At 73.0% G+C, this 24,568-nt stretch carries 9 protein-coding genes and 1 pseudogene; 4 read left to right on the forward strand and 6 right to left on the reverse strand.

Annotated elements, in window-relative coordinates; all coding sequences use genetic code 11:
* Window positions 1–76: 76 nt before the first annotated feature.
* The 3 genes from ACZ592_RS02375 to ACZ592_RS02385 all read right to left on the reverse strand — a co-directional run bounded on the left by ACZ592_RS02375 (window position 77) and on the right by ACZ592_RS02385 (window position 14,587).
* A complete protein-coding gene (locus ACZ592_RS02375) occupies window positions 77–9,394 on the reverse strand; it encodes an amino acid adenylation domain-containing protein (protein WP_471579603.1) in 9,318 nt (3,105 codons plus the stop codon).
* Window positions 9,394–13,398: a non-ribosomal peptide synthetase gene (locus ACZ592_RS02380; RefSeq protein ID WP_471579604.1), complete on the reverse strand. Its 4,005-nt coding sequence runs from the start codon at window positions 13,396–13,398 to the stop codon at window positions 9,394–9,396. The genes ACZ592_RS02375 and ACZ592_RS02380 overlap by 1 nt, the downstream gene beginning before the upstream one ends.
* Before the next feature lie 535 nt (window positions 13,399–13,933).
* Window positions 13,934–14,587: an SUKH-4 family immunity protein gene (locus tag ACZ592_RS02385; RefSeq protein ID WP_471579605.1), complete on the reverse strand. Its 654-nt coding sequence runs from the start codon at window positions 14,585–14,587 to the stop codon at window positions 13,934–13,936.
* Window positions 14,588–14,688: 101 nt separating this feature from the next.
* Here ACZ592_RS02385 and ACZ592_RS02390 point away from each other — a divergent pair, with 101 nt between their 5' ends.
* A complete protein-coding gene (locus tag ACZ592_RS02390; protein WP_471579606.1) occupies window positions 14,689–15,072 on the forward strand; it encodes a winged helix-turn-helix transcriptional regulator in 384 nt (127 codons plus the stop codon).
* Window positions 15,073–15,110: 38 nt separating this feature from the next.
* Here ACZ592_RS02390 and ACZ592_RS02395 read toward each other — a convergent pair whose 3' ends face one another.
* Window positions 15,111–15,458 (reverse strand): VOC family protein, encoded by a 348-nt coding sequence (locus tag ACZ592_RS02395; RefSeq protein ID WP_471579607.1) that lies wholly within the window; start codon window positions 15,456–15,458, stop codon window positions 15,111–15,113.
* A gap of 120 nt (window positions 15,459–15,578) precedes the next feature.
* Window positions 15,579–17,354, reverse strand: a complete 1,776-nt coding sequence (locus tag ACZ592_RS02400) for a redoxin domain-containing protein (protein WP_471579608.1) — start codon at window positions 17,352–17,354, stop codon at window positions 15,579–15,581.
* Between the two features lie 183 nt (window positions 17,355–17,537).
* Between ACZ592_RS02400 and ACZ592_RS02405 the strand changes: the two genes are divergently transcribed.
* From ACZ592_RS02405 to ACZ592_RS02415, 3 genes and pseudogenes are all read left to right on the forward strand, one after another.
* On the forward strand, window positions 17,538–19,328 hold the full coding sequence (locus ACZ592_RS02405; RefSeq protein ID WP_471579609.1) for a protein kinase domain-containing protein: 1,791 nt from the start codon (window positions 17,538–17,540) through the stop codon (window positions 19,326–19,328).
* 263 nt (window positions 19,329–19,591) lie between these two features.
* Window positions 19,592–20,515, forward strand: a complete 924-nt coding sequence (locus ACZ592_RS02410; protein ID WP_471579610.1) for an endo-beta-N-acetylglucosaminidase H — start codon at window positions 19,592–19,594, stop codon at window positions 20,513–20,515.
* A gap of 510 nt (window positions 20,516–21,025) precedes the next feature.
* Window positions 21,026–22,288: pseudogene (locus ACZ592_RS02415) on the forward strand (RICIN domain-containing protein); the annotation flags it as partial.
* A gap of 67 nt (window positions 22,289–22,355) precedes the next feature.
* Here ACZ592_RS02415 and ACZ592_RS02420 read toward each other — a convergent pair.
* Complete coding sequence (locus tag ACZ592_RS02420; RefSeq protein WP_471579611.1) at window positions 22,356–24,314, reverse strand: acyl-CoA dehydrogenase family protein; 1,959 nt, start codon at window positions 24,312–24,314, stop codon at window positions 22,356–22,358.
* Window positions 24,315–24,568: the final 254 nt, after the last annotated feature.

Raw genomic sequence — 24,568 nt, forward strand, 5'->3', positions numbered from 1 at the left:
CGGTGTCCAGTTGGTACGGGGTACGGGGTACGGGGTACGCGGGGGCCGTGGCGCGGCTCCCATGCGTGATCGTGTGTCAGGGGCGCTCCGGTGCGGCGGCGCTCGCGATGTTGATGGCCTCCGCGACGGCGCCGGCGTGCGGCGGCCGGACGACGCCGTAGTGGTCCGTGGCCAGCACGTTCCACCGCAGCGTTTGTGGCAGGTGGCCGTGCCACCGCGCGCGCTGCTCCGCCGGGCTGCCGAGCGCGGGAAGGCCGGCGAACGGCCGCTCGGCCTGCCAGAGCCGGGTGGCGGTGGCATCGATCCGGGGCACCTGGTGGGCGGCCATGCTGCGCAGGTTGGCGCGGCAGCAGCGGGCGAGCCGGTCGGCGTACGCACGGGCCTGCCGCCCCGCGGGACCGTCCCCGGCGACGCCGAGTTCGGCGGCGAACACCGTGCTCAGCTGGGTGTCGTCGTACTCCTCGAAGACCGTGCCGCTGCCCGGCGGCGGCGGGTCGACCAGGTGCAGCGAGCGGGCCGGGTGTCCGCTCGACTCGGCCTCGGCCGCCATGTCGGCGGCGACCCAGGCCCCGAAGGACCAGCCCGCCAGGTGCCACTGCCACGCGCCCTGCGGGAAGCGGGAGCGCAGGGCCGAGGCGTACCGGCGGGCGCGTTCGCGCAGCGTCCACTCCGGCGGAGCGTCCTTTCGCAGGCCGGGATCGGCGATCAGAACGACGGTCAGGCGCGGGTCGAGGGCGGCGACCAGGGGGCGGTAGGACTGGATGTCCCCGCCGACCGGGTGCACCAGGCACACCACGTCCGTCCCGGCGCCCTCCTGCCACACCTCCAGCGTGACCTCGTCGGGGTCAGCGGGAGACACCGTCTCCTGCGTGCTCGCCTGCCCGCCCCGCGCCGCGGCCAGCAGCTCCAGGATCTCCGCGAGGCCGGCCCGGTGGCCGAAGGAGGCCAGGTCGAGCTCCACGCCGAAGTGCCGGTCGATCTTCTCGATGAGGTCCAGGAGGGTCAGCGAGTCGGCCCCCAGGTCGTAGAGCGACGCGTCGGGGGCGAGGTCCTCGACGTCCAGCGCGGCCCGCACCCACCCGGCCAGCAGCTCGCCGGGCTCCTCCGCGGTCCCCGCGACGGGTGCGGCGTCCCGGCGCGGCGCACCGGGCACCGGTCCCGCGTAGAAGGCGCGCGACCGGTCGAGGTCGGTGGTGGACACGAGGACGTGCGGCAGCCGGAGTTCGAGCGCCCGCGCGAACGTGCGCAGCCCCTCGGCCACGGTCAGGCCGACCCCGAGGTGTGCCTGGTGCCTGCTGTCGCTCACCGGGGCGCGCAGTGCCATGCCGGTCTCCCGCCACACGTCCCAGGCGATGCTGATCCGCGCGGTGCGCCCCGTCCCCGCGCCGCCGTGCTGGGCGAAGGCGTCGAGCAGGGCGTTGGCCGCCGTGTAGTCGTACTGGCCGACGCCGCCGAACTGCGCCGACATCGACGAGCAGTAGACCGCCACGTCCGGACGGAACTGTTCCACGAGGAGTTCCACGAGCAGGGCGCCGCGTGCCTTGGCGGCGTGCGCCAGGTGCGCGGAGCCCGCAGCGCGGCGGGTCAGCAGACCGCCCGCCGGGACGCCGGCGGCGTGCACCACGGAGACAAGTCCCTTCGTGCGGGCGGCGATCAGGGCCGCCACCTCCTTCGGCGGCGCGACGGCGAGATCCGCCTCGACGAGGTCGACGCGGTCCGCCCAGCGGGCCAGCGTCTCGGGCAACCGGGGCCGCCGCGACAACAGCAGCACGCGCCCCTCGGTGTGTTCGAGGAGCCAGGCCGCGAGGCCGGAGCCGATGCCGCCGGTACCGCCGAGCACCAGGTGGTCGCCGCCCGTCGGAGCGGCCTCGCCGGCCGGAGCGGCCGCACTCGGCGATACCGCCGTGCGCAGGGGAAGCATTCTCTGCTCCCACCAGTAACCCGCGCGCAGCGCCAGGTGGCGGGGCGGCGGCGCGGATGCCGGCACGGCGAGCAGCGCGGACAGGTGGGGAACCCAGGATTCGGCGTCCTCGACGTCCACCCAGTGCCCGTCCGGGGCGCCCTCCTGCGGCGCGACCTCGGTGACTCCGGCGAGCAGCGCGGCCTCGGGGCGGGTGACCTCGCCCCGTACCGGCCGGGCCCCGCACGACAGCCACCACGGTCGTACGGTCAGCTCCCGCGGCGCGTCCTGGAGGGCGCGGACCACGGCGGCGGGGGTGTCCAGACAGGCCCAGACCGCCCGGTCGAGCGCCTTGTCGCCGACCGTTCCGTCGATGCCGAGCGGCAGCGCGTGCAGCCAGTCGACCTCCGCGCAGCCCTCCTCGGCCAGTGCGCGCAGGACGCGCCGCACCTGCTCGTGGTCGGCCGGGTCGGCCTCGAACCGGTCGTGCGCCGGGCGGGTGAAGTGCTCCGCCGCCCTGATCCACACCACGCGGCGATGCCCCTCGGCGAGCACGCCCGTGGTCACACCGTCCGCCGGGCCGTCGGCGACGACGACCAGCGTCCGCGCGCACGGCGCGACAGCTCCCTTCGCGGCCCGCCGCAGCCGGACCCACTGCGGCTGATGCAGCCAGTCCGTCTCCGGCACGCGTTCGGGCACCGGCACGACGTCGGGCGCGGCCTCGGCGCCGGCCGGCTGCGGCTCCGCGGGCCGGGCGGACGCCTTGTGCGGGAGGTCGTGGTCGGCGAGGTCGAAGGCCGGGGCGGGGAAGTTCCAGGGCGGCTGCGCCGGACCCTCCGGCCAGGCGAGGGTGCGGCCCGCGAGCCAGGCCTCGGCCAGGTCCGCCGACGCACGCCCCCGGGTCTCCAGGGCGGGCCCGGGAACGGGGTCGGGCCGTGCGGCGGAAGTGGCCGCCGTGCGCAGCCAGTCGACGGCGGCCGCCGCGTCCTGACAGACGGCGGCCGCCCGCAGCGGGCCCTGCGGCCGGCCCGCCTGAAGGTGGCGCAGGGTGCGGGCGTAGTGCTGCGGATGCCGGGTCAGGTGTTCGGCGACGCGTGCGGCGTCCTCGGCGAGTTGGGCCTCGCTGATGCCCGAGAGCACGACGAGCGGCACGGTGAGCGGCGTTGTGTCGGAGCCGGGGGTCTCTTCCGGGGGAGCGGCCGCCTCCAGGACCACGTGCGCGTTGGTGCCGCCGATGCCGAAGCTGCTGACCGAGGCGACCCGGTCCCGGCCCGCCGGCCAGTCGAGCGCCCGCGTCGGTATGTAGAAGGGCGTCGGGTCGATCTCGGGGTTGAGCGCACGGAAGCCACGGGTGGGCGGAATCCGGCCGTGGTGGACCGCGAGCACGGCCCTGATGAGGCCCACGGCGCCGGCGGCCGCGCCCAGGTGGCCGATCTGGCTCTTCACCGAGCTGAGGGCGCAGTGGTCCGGCGCGTCCACCCCGAGGGCCTGGCGCAGCGCGGCTGCCTCCACCGGGTCGCCGAGCCGGGTGCCGGTGCCGTGCGCCTCGACGTACGCCACGTCGGCGCCCGTGCGGCCGCTGCGGGCCAGCGCGTCACGGATCACCTCGCGCTGACCCGCGAGGGACGGAGCGCTGTAACTGAGCTTGGCCGCGCCGTCGTTGTTCACCGCCGAGCCGCTGAGCACCGCGTACACGGTGTCGCCGTCGCGGCGCGCCCGGCCGAGCGACTTGAGCACGAGGACCCCGGCACCGCTGCCCCCGACCGTGCCGTCCGCGTCGTCGCTGAAGGGCCGGCAGCGGCCGTCGGAGGAGAAGATGTGCTGTGGGCGGTAGCGGTATCCGCCGGTCAGCTCCGGGTCGACCAGGACGCCGCCCGCGAGCATCACGTCGGCGTCGCCCTGGCGCAGCAGTGCCGCCGCCAGGTGCACGGCCACGAGCGAACTGGAGCACGCCGTCTGGCTGGTGAACGTCGGCCCGGTGAGCCCGAGATGGAAGGCGGGCTTGGTGGCGAGGAAGTCCTTCTCGTGGTGGAGGGCCAGCTGGAACTCGTCCGGCAGCGCGTCGGGATCGGCGTCGCGGAGCATCGCCCGGAAGTAGGTGTTCTCGCCCGCGCCCGCGACGAGGCCGGTCCGCAGCGCGCCGGGATCGGCGATGCCCGCGTGGGCGAGCGCCTCGACGCAGGTCATCAGCAGCTGGCGCTGCTGCGGGTCCATCAGACGGGCTTCCTGACGGCTGATGCCGAACCGTGCGGGGTCGAAGGCGAGCATCCCGTCGAGCTGGCTGCGCGCGCCGACCAGGCCGTCCGCCGCCTCGAAGTACTCGATGCCGCTCCGGCCGGAGACCATCAGGTCCCAGAAGGCCGCGAGGTCCGGTGCGCCGGGCGCGCGGACGGCCATCCCCACGACGGCGACGCGGTCGTCCGCCGCCGGGGCGGGCGAGTGCGCCGGGGCGGGGGAGTGGGCCGCGTCCGCGTCCGTCGCTGCTTGCGTGTGCCGGAGGAAGCCCGCCAGCTCCCTGGGCGTGACGTGCTCGAAGAGGTCGGCGACGGTGAAGCGGAGTCCGAGCCCCGCGGTGCAGCGCAGATGGAAACGCATCAGGCCGAGGCTGGTGGCGCCCGCCGCGAAGTAGGTCTGTTCCGGCGCGATGGGAGCGCCGGTCACCTCCTCGAAGACGGCGGCGAGTCGGGTCTCCAGCGCGGACGCCCGGGCGGACCCCCGCGCCGACGGTGGTGGCGCGCTGTCCCGGGCGGGAGTGCCTGCGAGGTCCCGGCCTTCGGCACGCAGCGCGGCGCCCCGGTCGAGCTTGCCGCTCGGGGTACGAGGCAGCCGTTCGAGCAGCCGGAAGCGTTCGACGCGGACGTGCCCGGGGAGCAGCCCGGCGAGGTGCTCCCGCAGCTCCGTGGGCGTCGGCGCGTCGCCCCGGCACTGGAGGCAGGCGACCAGTGAGGACCCGTCGACGGCGACGACGGCCCCGAGGACGGCGTCGTGCCGCAGCAGCGCGGTCTCGACCTGGCCCAGTTCGAGGCGGTGGCCGCTGAGTTTGACCTGGTCGTCCGCGCGGCCGAGGCAGTGCAGCAGACCGTCGTGGTCAAAGCGCGCCCGGTCACCGCTCCGGTAGAACAGGCCGTCGCCGGGGAGGTGGACGAACCGCTCCTGGTTCAGCGGGGTGTCCCCCAGGTAGCAGGGCTCGTGCGGCACACCCCCGATGAGGAGTTCGCCGGTGCAGCCGGGCGGCACCGGGAGATCCGCCTCGTCGACGACGCGCAGCACCGCGCCCGCCACCGGGTGCCCGATGGCCGGCCGGTCCGGCCAGTCGGCCGGATCGCCGTCCAGGCACAGGGCGCTGACGACGTGCGTCTCGGTCGGGCCGTAGTGGTTGAACAGGCGTGAGCCGGGCAGCCCGGCGAACCACCTGCGAATGGCGTCGGTGCAGACCAGTTGCTCGCCGGCGGTCACCACTTCGCGCAGCCGGGAGGGGTAGCGGTCCAGGTGCACGGCGTGTTCGGCCAGCAACTGCAGTGCCACGTACGGCAGATGCAGCCGTTCGATGCCGTCCGATTCGAGACGGTCCAGGAGTGCGGGGACGTCCCGCCGCAGGGCGGGATCGATCAGCCGCAGACAGCCGCCGGTGCACAGGGTTCCGAAGATCTCCTGGAAGGAGACGTCGAAGGAGAGCATGGCGAACTGCTGTGTCAGCACGGGCGCGCCCAGAGCGCCGGGCCCCGCCTGCCAGTGCAGCAGGTTGCACAGGGTGCGGTCGAAGACCCGTACGCCCTTGGGCCGGCCCGTCGAGCCCGAGGTGAAGAGGGTGTACAGCGGCCGGGTGCCCGCGTGGGCCGGGAGCGTCGGACCGTCGTCGGCGGCACGGCCGCCGGTACCCGTCTCGGACAGGGTGACGGGCAGGCGGCACACGTCGCCGGGGTCGACCTCGTCGAACGACGTGGCGTCGCCGGGCGGGAGCAGCACGCACAACGGGTCGGTCTGCTCCAGGACTTGCCGCAGCAGCGCGGGCGGGTAGGACGGATCGAGCGGCACCGCCGTCAGGTTCAGCCGGGCCAGCGCGAGCAGCGCCACCACGTGCTCGACGGACGGCTGGAGGAACAGCGCGACGTGGCTCTGCTCGTCGGCGTCCGGCAGCCGCAGCGTCGCGGCCAGTTCCGCCGCGAGCGCGGCGGCGTACGCGTCGAGCGCCGCGTAGGTGACGGTGCCCGTCCCGGTCCGCAGCGCCGGGGCCTGCGGGGTGCGGGCCGCCTGGCGGGCGAAGCCCTCGGTGACCGTGGTCCAGGGCAGCTCGCCGGGCGCGGCCCTGCCCGGCTCGGGGAGCGCGGTGCGGTAGGGCGCGGCGAGCTGGGCCGGGGTGGCCTCCGGGTTCCCGGCCAGCGCGGTCAGACCCTGCCGGAAGAGGTCTGCCAGGGCGGCGGCCTGATCGGCGTCGATGCGGTCGTCGGCGTACTCCCAGAGGCACTCCAGGCCCTGCGGGCGGTCGACCACCGTCAGCGTCACGGGGCACTTGGCCTGCGCGGGCACAGGCCACCGCGGTTGTGCGCTGCATCCCGGCAGGGCGAGGGAGTCGTAGTCGGTGTTCTCCAGTACGAGGAGGAAGTCGAACGGCGAGTCGTCCGCGGCATGGTGCGAGCGCGCGGCCAGCACATCGGCCAGGGCCACATCTTGACGTCGCATCACGTCGCGTACGACGGAGGCGGTCCGCGTCACCTCCTCCCGCACGCTCGCTCGCGGGTCCACGGACAGCGGCAGGAGCACGGTGTTGGCGAACATGCCGACGCTGTCCGCGAACTCCCGCACGGGCCGGTGGGCGACCGGCGCCGCGACGCGGAGCCGGGTGTGGCCGGTGACGCCGTACAGTGCCCAGGCGTAGACGCCCGCCAGCACCTCGAAGCGCGTCAGCCCGAGCTCGCCGCAGAGCCGGTCGAGGGTGGCGCGGTCGGTGGTGCCGAGCGCGTCGCACAGCAGCCGTCCCTCGGCATCGCGGCCGGGGCGGGGCGGCAGGGGCTGTGCCTCCGCGGTGCTCGCGGACTCGGCGGCGTACAGGGCCGACAGCTCGTCGCGCTGTCCCGCGTACGCGGGGCTCGCGTGCCAACGGCGCTGCCAGTCGGCGAAGTCGAGCGGCGTGGGCGTCCCGGCGGCCGGGGGCGGGGCCGGAGCCGGGGTCGGTGCCGCCTGGCCGGCGACGGCCGCGGCGTACGCGTCCGACAGGTCGCGCAGCAGCACGTTGACCGACCAGCCGTCCACGGCGACGTGGTGCAGGTGCAGCAGCAGCGTGCCGCCGTCCCGCGTCGGCAGCCAGCACGCCCGCAGCATCCTGGGCAGGGACAGGTCGAACGGCACGGCGAAGAAGGCGTCGTACGGATCGTGCCCACCGGACCCGTCCACCGGCGCGCGCACGGATCCGGGCTCGGGCTCGGGCTCGGTCCACGGGTCGTAGGGCTCCGCCACCCGCTGCCGCAGCCCGTCGGCGGCCGGCGCGAAGCCCGTCCGCAGCGCCGGGTGCCGTGCGACCAGTGCGGCGAGCGCCGACCTGAGGGCCTGCTCCGACACCGGGCCGGTCAGGGCGAAGGCGAGCCGGACGTCGTACGCCCGGGAGTCCGGGGAGCGCTGCTGCAGGAACCACAGGCGTTCCTGCTCGCCGGTCGCGGGGCCGGAAAGGGCCCCGCCGGCGACTGCTTCCGGCAGGGCGGGCGTGTCGTCGCGGCGGGCTTCGCGCACGGCCTCCGCGACCTCGGCGAGGTCGCCGTGCAGCACGCGGTGCGCGGGCACCTCGCAGCGCAGGCGGCGACGGATCCCGTAGCGCAGGCGCAGTGCCTTCAGCGAGTCGCCGCCGCACGCGATCCAGCGGTCCTCGGCCCGGAGTTCCGGTACGCCAAGGACCTCGCCCGCGAGGTCGAGGACCACCCGCAGCGCCTCGTCCACGGGCTGCGGCGCGGCGGACGCCGGGCGGCTCACGGTGTCGGGCCGCCACGGCGCGGCGTTGCTCGCGCGCAGCGCCGCCTCGTCGACCTTCCCGTTGGCGGTGCGCGGCAGCGCGGGAACGCGGTAGAGGTGGTGCGGGCGCATGTAGCCCGGCACTCCGGCCGCCAGGTGTTCCTCGAAATCCGCCCAGGGCAGGGCGGGATCTGCGACGAGGTACGCGAGGAGCTCCGCCGGGCCGCCCTGCCCGTCCCGGCGGGTGCAGACGTGCACCTGTCGCACGGCGGGGTGCTCGGCGATGTGCCGCTCCACCTCGCCGGGCTCGATGCGGAAGCCGCGGACCTTGACCTGCCGGTCGGCGCGGCCGACGTAGGTGAGGTCGCCGTCGGCAGAGCTTCGCACCAGGTCGCCGGTGCGGTAGTACGCGGTGGCCGTGCCGTCGTCGCCGGTCAGGGTCACGAAGCGGCGGGCGGTCTCCTCGGGCAGGTTGCGGTAGCCGGCCGCGAGGCCCGCGCCGGACAGGAGGAGTTCCGCGTCCTCGCCGGGCGTGGCCGGCCGGGTGGTGTCCGGCGCGACCAGGGTCATGCCGGTCCCGGGCAGCAGGCGTCCCAGGGGCACGACGGGGGCGTCGAAGTCCCGCGGGATCGGGTGGTGCAGCGCGAACGTCGTGCACTCGGTGGGGCCGTAGACGTTGTGGACCCGGGTGCGGCTGCTCGCGTTGTGGCGGTACCAGCGCCGGACGAGCGGCGCGTTGAGCTGCTCGCCGCCGACCAGCAGCTCGCCGAGGCCCGAGAAGCAGCCGGGCTCCGTGTCGACCACGGCGTTGAACAGCGCGGTGGTGACGAAGGCGGAATGGACCCGTTCCCCGCGCAGCACCGCGGCCAGCCGTTCCGGGGACTGCACGTCCTCGTCGGCGAGGATGACGCAGCATCCGCCGGTCAGCAGCGGTACCCACACCTCGAAGCTCAGCGCGTCGAAGGCGGGGTTGGACAGACACGCGAAGCGGGCGCCCTGGGAGTCCGGGAGGAACTCCGGGTCGGCCAGGCGCAGGATGCCCGCGTCGCGCACCTCCACGCCCTTGGGGCGTCCGGTGGTGCCCGAGGTGTAGAAGACGAAGGAGACCGGCGCGGGTTCGGCGGGCGGCGGCCCGTCGGCCGTGCGGACCGGTGCGGCGATCAGCGCGTCCGCCGGAAGCGGGACGACCCCCTCGGGCAGGCCGGACGGGCAGGTGCCGTCGTGCACCAGGAGCCGGGCGCCGGAGTCGTCGAGGATGTGGCCGAGGCGGTCGGCGGGGCTCAGCCGGTCGGCGGGGACGACCCGGGCACCGAGCCGGAGCACGCCCAGCATCACGCCGACCAGCCGCCACGACCGGGCGAGGCCCACGGCGACCGCGTCGCCGGGTCCGATCCCGCGTGCGCGCAGCCCGGCCGCGACGGTGGCGGCCGACGCGTCGAGCTCGGCATGGCTCAAGGTCGTGCCACCGTCGCTGACGGCAGGGGCGTGGGGGGTCCGCAGGCTCTGTTCGTGCACCGCGCGGGCCAGGCCGGCGGTACGGGATGAGGTGCTCATCAGTCCTCGGTCGTGGCGTTGGTGACAGTCGTGGTGGCCGTGATGGATACGTCGACCGTGACGGGCGGGGTGTCGTCGGGCCGGGCGAGCGGCGTGTCCGGCCGGGCGAGCCGCTCAGCGATCAGGCCGGCGATCCGGGGGATCCGCTCGCCTTCCAGGACGTCCCAGTGGCCGCCGTCGACCATCTCCACGGTGAGTCCCGCACCGGCGCGGGACTGCCAGAACTTGCGCAGGGCCTCGCCCGCCGCCACGGGGTCGCCGCCTTCGGCGACGTCCGCCTCCGCGGCCTGCACGAGGAGCAGCGGGGCGTCCGACGGCTGCGGCACGTAGTCGCGGGCGGCCGTCCGGTTGTGGTTGTAGATCCGGAAGTACCGGTCGATCTGCGCGTCGTCGATCCCGGGGTACATGCCGTTGAAGCGGACCAGCTTGTCGCGGAACTCGGCGGCGTCGACCGGCGCGAACCGCTCCCGCTCCACCGGGTCGTCGGTCCCGTGCGTGTCGAGGAGCACCACGGACACCCCGCGGTGTCCGGCCGCCGCGAGCCGCCGCCCCATCTCGTGCGCGACGAGCCCGCCGAAGGAGAGACCGCAGATCACCAGGGATTCGTCGGGCTCGGTCCGCAGCACCGTCAGGTAGTGCTCCGCCATCGCCTCCACCGAGTGCAGCGGCTGCTCGCCCGGGTCGATGCCCGGCGCCTGGATCCCCTGGACGTGGATGCCGCCGGGCAGGGCGCCGGCCAGCGGCAGGTAGCAGAAGGCGGTGCCGCCCGCCGGGTGGACGCAGACGACCCGGCGCCCGTCGGCACCGGCCCGCAGTTCGAGGAGGCCGTTGTCGGGCGCCACCGGCGCCTTGTCGCGCAGTCGCGCGGCGAGGCGTTCCACGGTGGGGTACTGCAGCACGTCGCGGGTCGGCAGCGTCCGGCCGAACTCCTCCCGGATCAGGTGTGCCACCTTGATGGCCGACAGCGAGGTGCCGCCCACCTCGAAGAAGTCGTCGGTGATGCCGATGTCACGGTGCACCAGCACCTGGCGCCATATGCGGTACAGCGCCATCTCGACCCGGTCGCGGGGCGCGAGGGTGTTCACCCGGTCGGAACGCGACGCGCGGGCGCGGTCGAGGACTTCCTCGCGGTCCAGCTTCCCGCTGCGGTTCAGCGGGAGCCGCGGGAACTCGGCGAAGAGCGTCGGGATCATGTAGTCCGGCAGCCGTTCGGCGAGGGCCGCGCGCCACTGCGCGGGTGTGGAGTCCGGTGCCTCGCCCCGGCCGATGCCCGCGACCAGGTGCAGCTCTCCTGCCTCGTCCCGGTCGGAGAGGACCGCGGCCTCCTGGACGCCGGGCAGCTCCCGCAGGGCGGCGGCGACCTCGCCGGGCTCGATGCGGAACCCGCGCAGCTTGACCTGGTCGTCGGCGCGGCCGACGAACTCGTAGTTCCCGTCGGGGAGTCGGCGGGCCAGGTCGCCCGTGCGGTATACGCGCTCACCCGGCACGAACGGGTCGGCGGGAAAGCGTTCCTCGGTCAGGTCGGGCCGGTTGAGATAGCCCCGTGTGACGCCGGCTCCGCCGATGTACACCTCGCCGACTACACCCGGCGGTACCGGTTCGCGCCGCCGGTCGAGCAGGTAGATACGGGTGTTGTCGACCGGCCGTCCGATCGGGGAGCGCCGGTCCAGGTTCCGCGGCGTGTTGTGGGTGATGCTGTAGACGGTGGTCTCGGTCGGCCCGTAGACGTAGCAGACGCGCAGCCCCGGCAGGGCCGCGCACAGTCGCCACAGTGCCTGCTCGGGCAACGGTTCGGCGCCTGTGGCCAGTTGGCGCAGTGACAGCCCCGCGAGGCGGGTGTGCGGGTCCTCGTCGATCCAGGAGATGTACGAGGCGGGCAGCCACGCGTGCGCGATCCGGTGCTCCCGCATCCAGGCGAGCAGCGCCTCGGGGTCGCCACGCGGTTCGTCGGGCACGAGGTGCAGCACGCCGCCGGTGGTCGGTGGGAGGAACAGTTCGTGCACGGACGCGTCGAAGCCGATGCTGGCCCACGCCGAGGACGCCTCACCGGGCAGGGCGCCGTAGGCGGCGAGCCAGTTCTCCAGCAGGTTGGCGATGTTGCCGTGCGTCGCGGCCACGCCCTTGGGACGTCCGGTCGAGCCCGAGGTGTAGATGACGTAGGCGAGTTGCGAGGGCGACGGTGTCTCCCCGGGCGCGTCGTCGCGGTCCGCCTCCGCCTCCACCTCGGTCAGCCCGAGCCACGGTTCCGGCGGGTCCGCGACATCGCCGAGCACCAGGGCGGGCGCGGCCTCCTCCACGATGGCCCGGAGCCGCCCGTGGGGCTGGCCGGGGTCCAGCGGCAGATAGGCGGCACCGGCCTTCAGCACGCCCCAGATCCCGACGGCCAACTCGGCCGTACGGCCGCAGTGCAGGCCGACGACCTGGCCCGGGCGCACACCCCGGGAGCGCAGGGCGTGCGCGAGCCGGTTGGCCCGCCGGTCCAGTTCGGCGTAGCTCAGCCGGGTGCCGCCGGCGACCAGTGCCGGTTCGTCGGGCCGCAGCCGCACCTGCTCGGCGAAGCGCTCCACGGGCCCGACGAAGGGCACCGAGGTGATGCGCCCCTGCCCCTCCGCCAGCAGTTCGGCGCGCTCGTCCGCGTCGAGCAGCGCGTACCCGGTGATCTCCCGCTCGGGGTGCCGGGCCAACTGCTCCAGGACGCGCGTGAGACAGCGGCCGAACCGCTCGGCTGTCTCGTGGTCGAAGAGCGCGCGGGCGTAGTCGAGGTGCCCCGCGACTCCGCCGTCCTCCTCGCACAGCGACAGCGTGAGGTCGAACTTCGCGGGGGCGTACGGGATGTCGAGGGGCTCGACCAGGGCTCCGGGGAGCGTGAGCCGACCGTGGCGGGTGGAGCCCCACGCGAGCATCGTCTGGAACAGCGGGGTGTGGGAGAGGTCGCGGCGCGGGTTCACCGCGGCCACCACCCGCTCGAAGGGCAGGTCCTGGTGGTCGAGTGCCCCGCGCAGCGCCGCGCGGACCCGGCCGAGCGCCTCGGCCCCGGTCGGGTCGCCGGACAGATCGGTGCGCAGGGCGAGGGAGTTGACGAAGAAGCCGATCAGCCGGGCGTCCTCCGGCCGGCGCCGGCCCGCCACCGGAATCCCGACAACGCTGTCAGCTTCGCCGGAGAGCAGGCCGAGGAGGATGTGCCAGCCGGTGAGGACGGCGGTGAACAGCGTGCCGCGCTCCGCACGGGCCGCCTTGCGCAGCGCGTCGGTGAGCGCGGGGGACAGCCGGACCGGGACCCGGCCGCCCGCGTGGTCCTGGATCAGTGGCCGCGGCCGGTCGGTCGGCAGCGCGAGAAGCGCCGGAGCACCCGCCAACTGCTCCCGCCAGTAAGCGGTTTGCGCGACGGCCTCCGGGCCGTCGATCCACGCGTGCTGCCGCGCCGCGTGATCGGCGAACTGTGCGGGCAGCGGCGGCAACGGGTCCGGCTCGCCGTGCAGCAGCGCGGCGTACTCGTCGCTCACCTCCGACAGCATGATCTCCATCGACCGTCCGTCGAACACGGAGTGATGGACCGTCAGGAGCAGGGCATGGCGGTCCGGCGCGAGCGTGAGGAGCTGCCCCCGGGCGAGCGGCCCGGCGCCGAGGTCGAAGGGGGTCTCGCACTCTTCGCGCTGCCGGGCGACGAGGAGTGCGGCGGTGTCAGGGCGCCCGGACAGATCCTCCGAGCGCAGCGCGAAGCCGGTCCCGGGCGGCGCGATCTCCTGCCGCGCCTCGCCCTCCACCGCGACGAAGCGGGTGCGCAGCGAGTCGTGCCGCGCGGCCACGGCGTCGAGGGCCCGCTCGAGCAGCGCCCGGTCGAGCGGGCCCTCGATGCGGTAGGCCATCTGCTCGTTGTACGCCGCGTGGGAACCCTCTGCCTGCTCCAGTGCCCACAGGCGCTGCTGGCCGAAGGAGGAGATCGGCGGAGTACCGGATTCCGATGCGAGGGAAACGATGTCGCGGGGAGTGTGTATGGCCGTCAAGGAGCGGTCCTTCTGCCGTGAGGTGAACGATCGATGCCGACGAGAGCCGGTCGCGGGGTCGTCGCCGCGGGGCGGGCGGAGCGGAAAATGCCTGGGCGGCGGAACGCGGGCGCCGGGCGGAGGCTCCGGACGCCGACGCGTCACTGGTCTCTCGTGGGGGACAGGTTCTGTTGCGCGAACGTGGGCGGCGTGGATGAATCGCGGGCCATCATCGGGCCTGGTCACAGGGTCGGGGGTCTGACCAGCCACAATCATTGGCCCGGGTTGTTCACGGTGTCAACGGTCGCCTGTGCCCCGGTTGCTGCCCGTTTGGGCAGAGCGGGCAGCAACCGGGGCATCAATGAGTGCCCTTCGGGCGCCATGGCGTCGTTCACGGTCCCGGAGAGGGCGGCAGGGCACCCTCTGCGGCGGCACCCTGTTCCTGTTCCTGCTGCTGCGCCGAAGCGGTCCGGTCACGGGCGCGTCTACTGGCTCGCGCTCGGCCTCGGGGCCCTGATCAGCGTCGGGCCGCTCATGACCGGGTTACGCGCATCGATCACGGCGAGTCCTGGAACGGACGGGCGGAGTCCTGGAACGCACGGGCGCCCGGGCTGTCGCCCATGAAGCGCTGGCCCATCGCGATCTCCTCGCCGATCACCGACCAGGCGGTCTCGTCGTCCTGGAAGGGGAGGGGGTCCACGGCGCTCACTTCCTGGCAGATGCGTTCGACCTCGCGGTCCAGACGTTCGTAACCGGCCTCCTCGTCGGCGTCGGCGCCGCCGAAGGTGAACTCCTCGAGCAGGCGCTGGAACCGGACGGTGACCTGGACCAGGGAGGAGACGTCCGTGTGGAGCGCCTGGACGGTCTCCTCGTCGGGATCGAAGGCGTACACCGTGCCGGAGGCGGGGTCGAGGGCGAGGTGGGCGTTGAGCAGCCAGCCGATGACGGGCCACGCGCCCGCGCCCGCCGGTACGTCCTCGAAGTCCTCGGGGTCGACGACGTCATGGAGGAGCGGCAGACGGACGGGGTCCTCGTCGGCCGCGTCGGTGCCACGCAGGTGGAGCGTCCCGGTGGGGACGCCGACCGACCGCAGGAGACGGGCGCCCTCGGTGTCCGCGGCCGAGGGCGGAAAAGCGGTGGCGGGCACGGTGACGAGCCGGCCCTCGCCGAAGAGGGCGGCGAGTTCGCCGCGGGTGACGTCGAATAGCACTGCCTGGACTCCGAACTCAGGGACGGCACGGGCACCGTGGGACTCTTGAGAGAGTAAGACCTGACCTGGCAGAACACACTTCTCGGTGACTGGGGAACCTGATGGGGACCAAGCAACAGCTCGCGGGCCTGCCCGAGGACGCCGATCTGCGGCGCGCGGACTCCCTCGCACGGGAGATCTTCTCCGACGTCGCCAACAAGTGGGCGCTCCTGATCATCGAGGCGCTCGGCGTACGCACCCTGCGCTTCAGTGAACTGCGGAACGAGGTCGAGGGCATCAGCCACAAGATGCTCACCCAGAACCTGCGCATGCTGGAGCGCAACGGCCTGGCCGACCGCAAGGTGCACCCCACCGTGCCGCCGAAGGTCGAGTACACCCTCACCGAACCGGGCCGGGCCCTGCGGTCGACGGTCGACGCGATCTGCGGCTGGACCCAGGAGCACCTCGGTCACATCGAGGGCGCACGCGACCGCTTCGACGCCTGAGGCGCGCGGGGCCCAACCGCGGTCGGCACTGGTGGCCGTCAGCGGTGGCCCAGTACGTTGACCACCCGTCCACCGGGATCGCGGACGAAGAACCGCCGTACGCCCCACTCCTCGTCCTGCAAGGGGTGCAGGATCTCCGCGCCGCTCTCCAGAACGACCGCGTAAGCCGCGTCCACGTCGTCCACCTCGATGCTCATGTCGGGGGTGACCGGCGCGGTCTTGTCGACGGTCATGACGCTGATCTGTGCCCCCGGGGCCGACGGCGAGGCGAGTGTCATGATCCAGCCGTGGTTCATGACCTCCTCGAAGCCCAGCAGGCCGTAGAACTCCCTGCTCTCCTGGACGGCCTCCGACTGGATGTTGGGCACGACACGGCGAACACTCATCGACGACTCCCGGTGAGAACAGAATGGTGAGAACAGAAGCGAGAACAGAAACGAGAACAGGCGTGTCTCTACGTTTCCACAGAGGCGCCGCAGCCACCCGGCCGGAGTCTCCCGTCTCGGTTACCCGAAGGTGAAGACGTACGCCTGGAGGCCGGGCGTCAGGCGGACCTCCAGACGCGACTTCCGCGCCGACTCGTCGTCGATGAGGCGGTGCATGGTGGGTGTGCCGTCAACCGTGAGCTCCTTGACCGTCCTGCCGTCCTGGAGGACGGTGACCCGCCCCCCGCCCGCCAGGACGAGGTTGACGTTCCTGGCCTGGTAGGTGAGGGCCAGACGGGCGTCGCTCCCCGCGGTGAAGAAGTCGTATCCGGCGGTCCAAGTCCCGTCCAGGGAGAGCCTGTTGACGGGGATGTCGGCGGGGAAGCGGTACGTCTTGGCCTTGTCGTCGAGGAGCGGGTCACCCACGTACCCCTCGACGAGGTGGTTGCTCAGATACGTCTCGGGCGTGCGGTCCGCGGTGAGCCGCACGTCGGCGCCGTCGGTCTTGGGCGGCAGTTTCACCGCGGGGTCGGCCTGGCGCAGCAGGGTGCGGATGAGGTCTTCGGTCTGTGCGTACCGGCCCTCGCCGAACTTGAAGTACCGGACGGTGCCGTCGGAGCCGATGAGGTATTCGGCGGGCCAGAAGCGGTTGCGGTAGTTGTTCCAGGTCGTGAGCTCGTTGTCGAGGGCGACGGGATAGGTCACGCCGAGCTTCTTGGCCTGGCTCTCGACGTTCGACGCCTTCTTCTCGAAGCCGAACTCCGGGGAGTGCACCCCGATGACGTCCAGGCCCGCCGACCGGTAGGCCCGCTCCCACGCCTTGATGTGCGGCAGGCTGCGCCGGCAGTTGACGCACGAGTACGTCCAGAAGTCGACGAGGACGACCTTGCCGCGCTCCTTCTTGAGGTCGACCGCCCGGCCGCCCGGCGTGTTCAGCCACTTGGCGATGCCCTCTATGGGCGGGGCCTGTCCGCAGGAACGCAGTTCGTTCACGCCGTCCTCGCAGCGGGAGAGCTCCTTGTTGGAGCCGTCGTGGAGACCGGAGAGCTGCCGGCGGGCGACTTCGCTGTCCTCGATCTTCCGCCGGGCGGCGGACGTGTAGTCGGGAAGGGCCCGCTGGATCGCGGCGGTGACGTCGAGCGCCAGCCCGAGAGCCAGCAGGATCATGAGGCTGCCCGCGGCGATCCGGAGCTTCCTGGCCCGCTTGCGGAAGGCGCTGATGCGCTCCGGGACGCGCCGGCCCGCGAGGGCGAACACGAGCAGCGGCAGGGCCGTGCCAACGGCGAAGGAAAGGGTCAGCGCCACGATGTCCGCGCTCAGCCGGCCCTGCGCCCCCGCCACGGTGATGGCGGCGAGCACCGGCCCCGCGCAGGGCACGTAGAGCAGCCCGAGGCCCAGCCCCAGGACGAAGGTGCTGCCTTCCTTGTTGACCTGGCGCTGCGGGATCCGGGAGAAGGGCTTCTCCAGGATCCGTTCGACGGGTGGGAAGATCAGCCCCAGCCCGATGAGGACCAGCAGAGCGAGCCCCACGTAACGCAGGATGTCCTCGGGCAGCCCGAGGGCGGTCACGAGGGCCACGCCGAGCAGCGTGAAGAAGCCGAAGCTCAGCACGAGACCGGCGACGACCGCGTACGGCCGCCGGTTGCGGGGCTGCGGGGGCCGGTCGTCGACCGGCACGGTGGAGGGCGTGGACGGCGTGGACGGCGTGGACGGAGCGGCCGGAGAGGACGGGGACGTGCCCGGACCGCCGGCCGCCGGTCCTCCGGCGAGGAAAACCACGGGCAGTACCGGCAGGATGCAGGGCGAGACGGCGGTGATCAGGCCTCCGAGCAGGCCGATCAGCATCAGGATGACCATGGGACGGCGCCTCTGCGAGCGGGCAGCCGACCCGTCCGGCTGCTCACTGGTGATTCGTTTCCGGCGCGTGCGCGGATCGGTGGCCGGGAGCGCCGTTCGTCATCGGGTCAACGGGCCGGTTGTGGTCGCGCGCCGGCTGATCAGTAGGTTGGACGGATGAGCAGTACGGGTGGACAGCGGCTGGTGGCCGGTAGGTATCTCCTGGTCGAGCCACGTGGCCGGGGCGGGATGGGGACGGTCTGGCGTGCGGACGACCAGCTCCTCGAGCGGGTCGTGGCCGTCAAGGAGATGCACGTCCAGCCGGCCGGCGAAGCGGGCGAGCAGCGCTGGGAGCGGGCCCGGCGCGAGGCGCTCGCCGTGGCCCGCGTCGCCCACCCGCACGTGATCGGCGTCTATGACCTGGTCCACGAGGACGACCGGCTGTGGATGGTCACGGAGTACGTCGACGGGCCCTCGCTCGCCGATCACCTGGCGCAGGCGGGACCGCTCGACGTCGCACGCGTGGCGGAGATCGGCGCGCAGCTGCTCGACGCCCTCGACGCGGTGCACGCGGTCGGCGCCCTGCACCGCGACGTGAAGCCCGCGAACGTGCTGGTGCGGCCGGACGGCCGGGTGGTGCTGTGCGACTTCGGGATCGCCACGCTGGCCGGGGCGGATTCGCTCACCGTGCCCGGCGGGGTCATGGGGTCGGTGGAGTACATCGCACCGGAGCGGTTGCGCGGGCAGGACGTCGGGGCGGCGAGCGACCTGTTCTCGCTGGGCTGCACGCTGGCCGCGCTGCTCTGCGGGCACTCGCCGTTCGCGCGCGACGTGCCGGCCGCCACCCTGCACGCCGTGGTGAGCGAGGAACCGGACCTCCCGGCCGCCGCGGGTCCGCTGCGTGACCTGCTGGAGGCCCTGCTGCGCAAGGACCCGGAGGCGCGGCCCCCGTCCGCGGACGCGGCGCGGATCCTGCGGTCGGTGGCCGCCGGGGAGCCGTCCGGCCGTGACGGGGGCACCCAGGTGTGGACGGCGCCGCCCCCGCCCCCGGAGCGCAGGCGGCGGCGCGGGATGCGCAGGGTGCTCGTGAGCGCGGCCGCTCTGCTCCTGGTGGGCTCGGGCGCGACGGCCGCCGCGTTGCTGTCGGGGGAGTCCTCGCAGAGCGGCGGGACGGACAAGGACAAGCCGGCGGCCGCGCCCGCGCACAAGAAGCTGCGGGTGATGACGCTGAACACCTGGGACGCCGGGGGACACGTCGAGCACGGCGCCGAGGCCTTGGCGCGGGTGATCAGGCTGTCGGGCGCGGATGTGGTGGCCTTGCAGGAGTCGTCGGGCGAGCTGACGGCGGAGATCGCCGGGCGGCTCGGCTGGAAGCACACCGGCAGCGGCACCGACGTCGACCTGCTGAGCCGCAAGCCGGTTCAGGAGCAGGACTCCTTCACCGACGACGACAGCGGCGCGCAGGCGGTCGCGGTGCGGGTGGAGGGGGTGTGGGTGTACTCGGTGCGCCTCGATCCCGAGGACTACGGCCCGTACAACGCCTGTTTCGACGAGGACAGTTACGAGGACATCTACGGGGACGAGGAGGGCCGCGCGGCGCAGGCCGAGGCCGTGGCGCGGTGGACGGGATCCTCCCCGGCGGTCGTGGCGGGGGACTTCAACGGGCCCTCCCACCTGGACTGGACCGAGGACACGAAGGACCGCCACTGCGACTCGGTGGTCGAGTGGCCGGCGACGAAGGCGTTCGCCGACAGCGGGTTCGAGGACTCCTTCCGCGAGGTGCACCCGGATCCGGCCGCGGACCGAGGCGACACGTGGTCCACCGTGCACAAGCGGAACACCGACTACGACGACTACCCCGAGCCGCAGGACCGGATCGACTTCGTCCTGCACAAGGGCGGGGCCACGAAGGCGGTGGCGTCCCGGACGATCGGCGGCGGTCAGGGCTGGCCGTCGGACCACCGCGCCGTGCTGACGACCTTCCGGCTGAGCTGAGCCGACCCGGGCCGACCCGGGCCGACCCGGGCCGACCCGGGCCGACCGGGCCAACCTGAGTCGGGCCGAGGCGAGCCGAGCGGCGCTCTGTCCCGTTTCCTCACCGTAAGGGTGTCGTGCGCGATACGGGAGATGCGCAGGAGTCGTGAAGAAACCGCACGCGATTCTCGGGATTCGGTCACGGGAGCGGAAAACTCGGAGGGCTCACTCGGCGCTCCCGAACAGGTCGGGCGCCGACCCATGCGATGGGAGACCGATCAACGATGTTCACTCTGGTACGGAGCAGAGCGCGGGCGGCAGCGCTCGCGCTCTCGGCCGTCGCGGCCCTCACCCTCGGCACGACCGCCGCGACCGGCGCGGCGGCGGCCCCCGCACCCGCTCCAAAGAAACAGGGGCCGACCTCGGTGGCATACGTCGAGGTGAACAACAACAGCATGCTGAACGTCGGCAAGTACACCCTCGCCAACGGCGGCGGCAACGCCTTCGACGTCGCCGTGATCTTCGCGGCGAACATCAACTACGACACCGGCAAGAAGGCGGCGTACCTGCACTTCAACGAGAACGTGCAGCGCGTCCTCGACAACGCCGCCACCCAGATACGGCCGTTGCAGCAGAAGGGCATCAAGGTCGTCCTCTCGGTGCTCGGCAACCACCAGGGCGCGGGCTTTGCCAACTTCCCGTCCCAGCAGGCGGCTTCGGCGTTCGCCAAGCAGATGTCGGACACCGTGACCAAGTACGGCCTGGACGGCATCGACTTCGACGACGAGTACGCCGAGTACGGCAACAACGGCACCGGCCAGCCCAACGCCAGTTCGTTCGTGCACCTGGTGTCGGCGCTGCGCGCGAACATGCCGAACAAGATCATCAGCCTCTACAACATCGGCCCGGCCGCGTCCCGTCTCTCCTACGGCGGCGTCGACGTCTCGTCCAAGTTCGACTACGCCTGGAACCCGTACTACGGCAGCTGGCAGGTCCCCGGCATCGGCCTGCCCAAGTCGAAGCTGTCGCCGGCGGCCGTCGAGATCGGCCGGACCTCGCAGAGCACGGTCGCCAGTCTCGCCCGCCGCACCGTCAGCGAGGGGTACGGCGTCTATCTGACGTACAACCTCGACGGCTCCGACCGCAGCGCGGACGTCTCCGCGTTCACCAGGGAGCTGTACGGCAGTGACGCCGTCTACAAGCCGTAGGGCGACCGCACGCCTCACCGTGCGGTCCTCCCCGGGGACTTGTCCCGTCCCGTAGAACCGTGATCCGTGCGGGCCGAGCCTGCGACAACGATGTCGGAGGCTCGGCCCGCACATCGCGGGGACGCCGTGTCACCCCGCGCTTTCCACCCTCTGGACATGGGCGTCGCCCGGTGCTGGGATGCCAACTGCCCCTGTAGCACCCGGCGTTCCCCGCGTCACAGACGTATCGCACGCCGCGAGTTTCCAACGTTGTACAGCGCTCTGCACGGCCCTCACCAGCGGACCACGGACAACGATCGGGACGGTAGCCATGACGCACCTCGGCCGACGCCACTTCCTTCTGAGCTCCGGCGCGATCACCTTCGGCGCGGCGGGCGGGACCGCCCTCACCGGCCCCGGCGCGCAGGCGGCGGCCCCGGCGCGCGGCGGCCTGTACGGACCGAACGCCGCGCCCCTGGCCCCCACCGCCTTCCAGAAGCTCCCGGTGGGCAGCGTCGTCGCGCGCGACGCTTCGCGATGCAGGCCTTCCAGCCCGGTGTCGACCAGTACCGCTGCTGCCCGCACAACTACGGCATGGGCTGGCCCTACTTCACCGAGGAGCTGTGGCTGGCCACCCCCGACCGCGGCCTGGCGGCAGCCATGTACGCACCGTGCCGGGTCACGGCGAGGGTCGGCTCCGGCACCTCCGTCACGATCACCGAGGACACCGACTACCCCTTCAAAGAGACCGTCACCCTCACCCTCGGCCTGGCCAAACCGGCGCGCTTCCCGCTCCGGCTGCGCATACCCGGCTGGTGCGACACCCCGCGGCTCTCCGTCAACGGCGCCCGGCTGCGGGCCCCGGCAGGACCGGCCTTCGCCGCGGTCGAGCGCACCTGGCGCGACGGGGACCGCGTCACCCTGCGGCTGCCGCAGCGCACCGCCGTGCGCACCTGGAAGAACGGAGCGGTCAGCGTCGACAGAGGCCCCCTCACATACTCCCTGCGCATCGGCGAGTCCTACGAGCGGTACGCGGGCACGGACGACTTCCCGCACCAGGCGGTGCGCGCGACCACCCCGTGGAACTACGCGCTCGCCCCCGACCCGCAGGGCGGCCTCTCCTTCACCGCGGAGCCAGGACCGCTGACCGGCGACCCGTTCACCCACGAGGGCGTCCCGGTACGCATCCGCGCCCGCGCCCGGCGCCTGGAGGAATGGGTCGCGGACGACGAGCACGTGGTGGCGCCCCTTCAGCGGAGCCCGGCGCGGGCCGCCGGAGCCGAGGAAGAGGTCACCCTCATCCCGATGGGCGCGGCACGCCTGCGCGTGACCGTGTTCCCCACGGCGACACCCGACGGCCGTCCCTGGACGCCCGAGCCGCCCTACCGCCGGATCGAGAACCGCCACAGCGGCAAGGTCCTCGCCGTCGACGGCATGTCCCTGGACGACGGCGGACGCGTGGTCCAGTTCGACAACTCCGGTACGGGCGACCAAGCGTGGCAGCTCATCGACCGCGGCGACGGCCACTGGACGGTACGCAACGGGCACAGCGGCAAGGTGCTCGGCATCGCGGGGGCGTCGACGGCGAACTCGGCCAGGGCCGTGCAGTTCACCGACGACGGAGCCGAGCACCTGCGCTGGGAGAAGGCCGACAAGGGGGACGGCTGGTTCCTGCTCCGCAACCGGCACAGCGGCAAGGTGCTCGGGGTGGACGGCATGTCGACGGCCAACAGCGCGCAGGTCGTGCAGTTCGACGACAACGGCACGGCGGACCACCTGTGGAGGCTGCGCTGACGCCGTGCGGGCGATCGGCGGCTGCCACGCTCCACCGGCCTGCGGCGCTCACCCCGCCTAGCCGCGCTCACCCCACCAGGTCGGGGGAGCGCAGCAGCCGCGGCGGGATGTTCCACGCGTCGACGAGGTCGCCCGCCAGCGGCCGGACCCTGCGGCACAGGTCGTTCACCTCGCGGCGGATCGCCTTGGCACGCTGGACCGTCAGCCGGCCGTGCTCCATGAACCAGGCGCGGTCCTCCTCAATGGTGGAGAGGGCGTAGAGGTCGCACAGCAGCCCCAGCGCGATCTTGTTGTCCCCCTCGGGCTCCTGGCGCACCTTGTCGACGAACGCCTCCAGCACCAGCCGCTCGACGTGCGCGTGGGCCACGGCGATCACGTGGTCCTGCACCTGCGAGAAGACGACGCCGGGGTGCGCCTTCTGGTCCATCCCCCGCTTGAGCCGGCGCGCCACACCGGCGAGCATGTGCTCCTCGCGGTAGCGGAGCATGGCGAGCTGGTACTCCGCGTCGAAGAGGCCCGCCTCCTGGTCCCACTCGTCGCCGCCGGGCAGCAGATCGCGTACGCGTTCGAGGAGCTTGTGCGCGGAGGTCTTCTCGATGACCGTCTCGACGGCGAGGTTCGTGACGTACCGGACCATGCCGAGCTGATCCATGTTCTCGAACTCGCTCGCGTAGTGCGTCAGCAGCCCCTTCGCCACCATCTGCAGCAGCACGTGGTTGTCGCCCTCGAACGTCGCGAAGACGTCGCTGTCGGCCTTCAGCGCGGCGAACCGGTTGACGGCGAGATAGCCGGCACCCCCGCACGCCTCGCGGCACTCCTGGATCGTGCGCGTCGCGTGCCAGGTGCCGAGCGCCTTGGTACCCGCGGCCCGAGCCTCCAGCTCCCGCCGCGCGTGCTCGGAGTCCTCGGTCCCCGAGAAGACCTCGTGCAGCTGCGCGCGCGTGACGTCCTGGGCGAAGTGCAACGCGTACGTGCGCGCGATGAGCGGGAGCAGGCGGCGCTGGTGCATGCCGTAGTCGAGGAGCACCTGCTCCTCGCCGTCCGATGCCGCCTCGAACTGCCGGCGCCGGTTGGCGTACTTGGTGGCGATCGTCAGGGCGACCTTGGCGGCGTTGACGGCGCCGCCCGCGACGCTGACGCGCCCCTGCACCAGCGTGCCGAGCATGGTGAAGAAGCGGCGGTCCGGATTGTCGATCGGGCTCTGGTAGACGCCCTCGGGAGTGACGGCGGCGAACCGGTCGAGCAGGGCCTCGCGGGGCACGCGCACGCCGTCGAACCAGAGCCGGCCGTTGTCCACGCCGTTGAGGCCCATCTTGCGGCCGTCGTCCTCGATCCGGACACCGGGGGCCGGCTCGCCGTCGACACGGACCGGCACGACGAACGCGTGCACCCCCTTGCCCTCTCCGCCCACCTCCAACTGGGCGAAGACGACGGCCAGTTCGGCATGCCGGGCCGCGTTGCCGATGTAGTCCTTGCGCGCCTGGTCGTCGCCGGTGGTGATGACGAACTCCTGGCTGTCGGCGTCGTACCGGGCCACGGTGCCGAGCGCCTGGACGTTGGAGCCGTGGCCGGTCTCGGTCATCGCGAAGCAGCCCATCAGCTCCCCGGTGATCATTCGCGGCAAGTAGGCCTCGTGGTGGCGTTCCGTGCCGAGCTGCAGGATCGCGCCGCCGAAGAGACCGAACTGCACGCCGACCTTCACCAGGACCGAGAGGTCACCGAAGGCGAGGGTCTCGAACGCGGCGATCGACGCGCCGATGTCGCCGCCTCCGCCGTACTTCTTGGGGAAACCCATGCCGGTCTGGCCCGTGGCCGCCATCTCGACGACGAGCTCACGCACGCGTTCGCGGAACTCGTCGAAGCCGAGCTGTTCCGCCTCGTCCAGGACGCCGGCGTACGTCGAGAGGTTGGTGCGGACCAGGCCGCGGACCTCGGCGTACTCGCCGTCGAGCAGCTCGGCGAGGGCTTGGACGTCGACGGCGGGCTGCCCGGAGCCGTCCGGGGAAGTGCTGCTTTCGGTGACCATGTCGCCCTGCTACCCCGACCACGGGGTGATCAAATCGGTCACTTGGTCCATTCGGCGGCGGGACGGCGTCGGGGGCGGCCCGTTCCGCCCTGACCGCACGGAGGGGATGGGCGGCGGGGCCCGGCCGTGGCGCATGCGGACTCTTGACGTGCGCGGTCCCAGCAACTAGCTTCCGGTAGTCGCCGATCCATGACTCCCGAAAGGAGGCGACCAGCGGATGAACACCAGCTCTGATCTCGGTCGCCTCGCCCAGC

The sequence above is a fragment of the Streptomyces sp. NPDC040622 genome, assembly GCF_055593965.1.